This window comes from Saccharomonospora iraqiensis subsp. paurometabolica YIM 90007, assembly GCF_000231035.2.
In the GTDB taxonomy this organism is placed as follows: domain Bacteria; phylum Actinomycetota; class Actinomycetes; order Mycobacteriales; family Pseudonocardiaceae; genus Saccharomonospora; species Saccharomonospora paurometabolica.
Genome location: NZ_KI912251.1, coordinates 3,063 through 5,625 on the forward strand (window position 1 = coordinate 3,063; position 2,563 = coordinate 5,625).

A 2,563-nucleotide genomic window follows, 5' to 3' on the forward strand; every position below is an offset into this window, starting at 1 on the left:
CAGGCCGTCGGCGTCCGGGCCCGCGCCGCCGCCACCGGCGCTGCCGACGGCGGCGACGGTCACGAAGACCGCCGTGCCGAGTGCGCCCGCGAGTTGTTGCAGCGTGGTGAGGATGGCGCTGCCGTGGGAGTAGAGGTGGTCGGGCAGACTCCCGAGCGCTTCGGTCATCAGCGGCGTCATCATCAGGGCGAGTCCCGTCATCAGCACGATGTGGATGCCGATCACCAGCACCAGCGGCGACCCCGGCCCGAGCAGGGTGAACAGCCACAGCGACACGGCCATCGCCGACGCGCCGGGGATCACCAGCGGCCGGGCCCCGACGCGGTCGAACAACGCGCCCACCGGGCGGCCGAGCAGTCCGAGGACCAGGCCACCGGGCAGCACCGCCAGGCCGCTGACGAACGTGCTGGTGTCCAGCACGGTCTGCAGGAACAGCGGCAGCATGATCGCGCCTGCGCCGAGCAGGCACATGAACAGCAGTGCGGCCAGCACCAGCGCGACCGTGAAGCTGCGGTGGGTGAACGGGCGGAGGTCCAGCAGCGCGCGGTCGTGCCGTTGCAGCCGGGTCTGGCGCAGCACGAACACGGTGAGCGCGGCGAGACCGACCACGATCGGTGCCCACGGCGGTACCGGGTGCCCGCCGCCTCCTTCCCCGAAGGACGAGAGGCCGTAGAGCAGGCCGCCGAAGCCGATCGCGGACAGCACGACCGAGACGAGGTCGAGCGGCAGCCGCCGCGTCGGGTTGTCGAGGTGCAACCACACCGCCCCGATGACCAGGGCGGTCAGCGCCAGCGGCAGCACGATCCAGAACATCCAGCGCCAGCCCAGCGACGCCAGCACCGCCCCGCCGATTGTCGGCCCGACCGCGGGCGCGACCGCGATGACGATGGTGATGGTGCCCATCGTCGCGCCGCGCCGGTGCGCCGGGACCAGGCGCATCACCGAGGTCATCAGCAGCGGCAGCATCACGGCCGTGCCGGTGGCCTGCACCACGCGCCCGGTGAGCAGGACCCCGAAGCTCGGTGCCAGGGCGGCGACCACCGTGCCCGTGGAGAACAGGGTCAGCGAGGCGAGGAAGATCTGGCGCGGGGTGAACCGCTCCAGCAGGAACCCGGTCGTCGGGATGACCACCGCCATCGTCAGCAGGAACCCGCTGGTCAGCCACTGTGCCGTGGTGGTCGGCACGTTCAGGTCGACGCTGAGGTCGCGCAGCGCGACGCTGAGGATGGTCTCGTTGAGGATCATCACGAAGGCCGAGACCACCAGCACGCCGATCAGCAGGGTCGCCTTCGGCGCGGGGGTGCCCGGGTCGGAATCCGTGGTCGGCGGGCTCACGGTGTCGGTCATGGGAGGGTGCGGCTCCAAAGGGACGGAGGTGCTGTGCCGGGCCGGACCCGGAGACCGCGAGAGGAACGACGACGGTGTCGCGGTGCATGCGTCACCGGGTGAATGCCAGGTTAGCCTCCGCGTGGGCGGACGGGCGACGCAATTGCCGCGGACGGGACCTGTGAGGGAGGCCACGTGGACCGCGTTGGTGTGGTGCGGCCCGCCCGCACCGGCAGCGGGAGAGTTCGACTGTGCAGGTCAGGCGCCACTGGTTCCGGAGGAGAATGCAGCTGACGGCTGCTCGTGCTAGTCTGCTGTGACTACATCCCCCACGCCTCTCCACGGAAGCGCACTTTGGGGATTTTTTCTGTCCGGGAGTAGGAGCGTACATGTTCCGACCGCCTGATCACATGTCGACCGCCCATAGCGATCCGCACTGGTACCTGGACCCGGTGCACTTCCAAGATGCGAGCAAGCACAGTGGGCTGCTGCAGATCATCAAGAGAATGTGTCATGAGCAACTCAGCGCTCCGCCCGAAGCCGGTGAGGGCATGCTTGTTCATCGTTCTGCGCTCGAGCACTACCTGGCCACCTATGGGTCGCCGGAGCTGCCGCCCTCGTGGCTCATGGTCGAGACCCTCACCATCGGCCAGTTGGACCACATGATTCGCAACCTGCGGTTGAAGGTGGACAGGAGCGCGATCGCGGCCAGCGTGGGACTGAACGAGAAGGTGCTCAGATCCTGGATGCGGACCTACGTACGCGTGCGCAACATCTGCGCTCACCACGGGCGGCTGTGGAACGTTGGCCTCGGCGTCTACCCGGCGATCCCGAACTCGCCCACGATCTCGTGGCTGTGCTCGCAGGAGGCGCTCCCGGACAGGTCGAAGAAGCGTCTCTACCCGGTTCTCGTCTCGCTCCAGTCCGTACTCGACTCGGTCTCGCCCCGCAGCAGCTGGGCACGGCGGCTTCATGAACTCGTGGCCGCTCGTCCGGGGTGGAACCGTTCAGGTATGGGCATTCCCGAGGCCTGGGCGGACGACCCCTTCTGGAGCCGACACATCGGCTGACGCGGGATTATCACCAACGGTCAAGCTACTCTCCGCGGCTGCTGTTTCACAGCGGAAACGGTACTGCGTCGGGTGCTGGGCCGGCCCGCACCGTTCTGGTCGGAACGGCTACAAAAGCGACCGTTTCGCCCGATTGCGCACACACGAACGTGGTGGCGGGGAATTCC

General features: G+C 68.4%; 2 protein-coding genes. One reads left to right on the plus strand and one right to left on the minus strand.

The features are described from left to right. A partial coding sequence (locus SACPADRAFT_RS0217835; protein WP_007027236.1) for a DHA2 family efflux MFS transporter permease subunit occupies positions 1-1,347 on the minus strand: 1,347 nt, incomplete at its 3' end. Positions 1,348-1,736: 389 nt separating this feature from the next. On the opposite strand from SACPADRAFT_RS0217835, the gene SACPADRAFT_RS0217840 reads away from it, so the two are divergent. Then, complete coding sequence (locus tag SACPADRAFT_RS0217840) at positions 1,737-2,396, plus strand: Abi family protein (RefSeq protein WP_233357207.1); 660 nt, start codon at positions 1,737-1,739, stop codon at positions 2,394-2,396. Positions 2,397-2,563 lie beyond the last annotated feature (167 nt).

Coding starts and splice junctions, on each gene's coding strand:
- SACPADRAFT_RS0217840 (WP_233357207.1), top strand. CDS start 1,737: ATGTCGACCGCCCATAGCGATCCGCACTGGTACCTGGACCCGGTGCAC.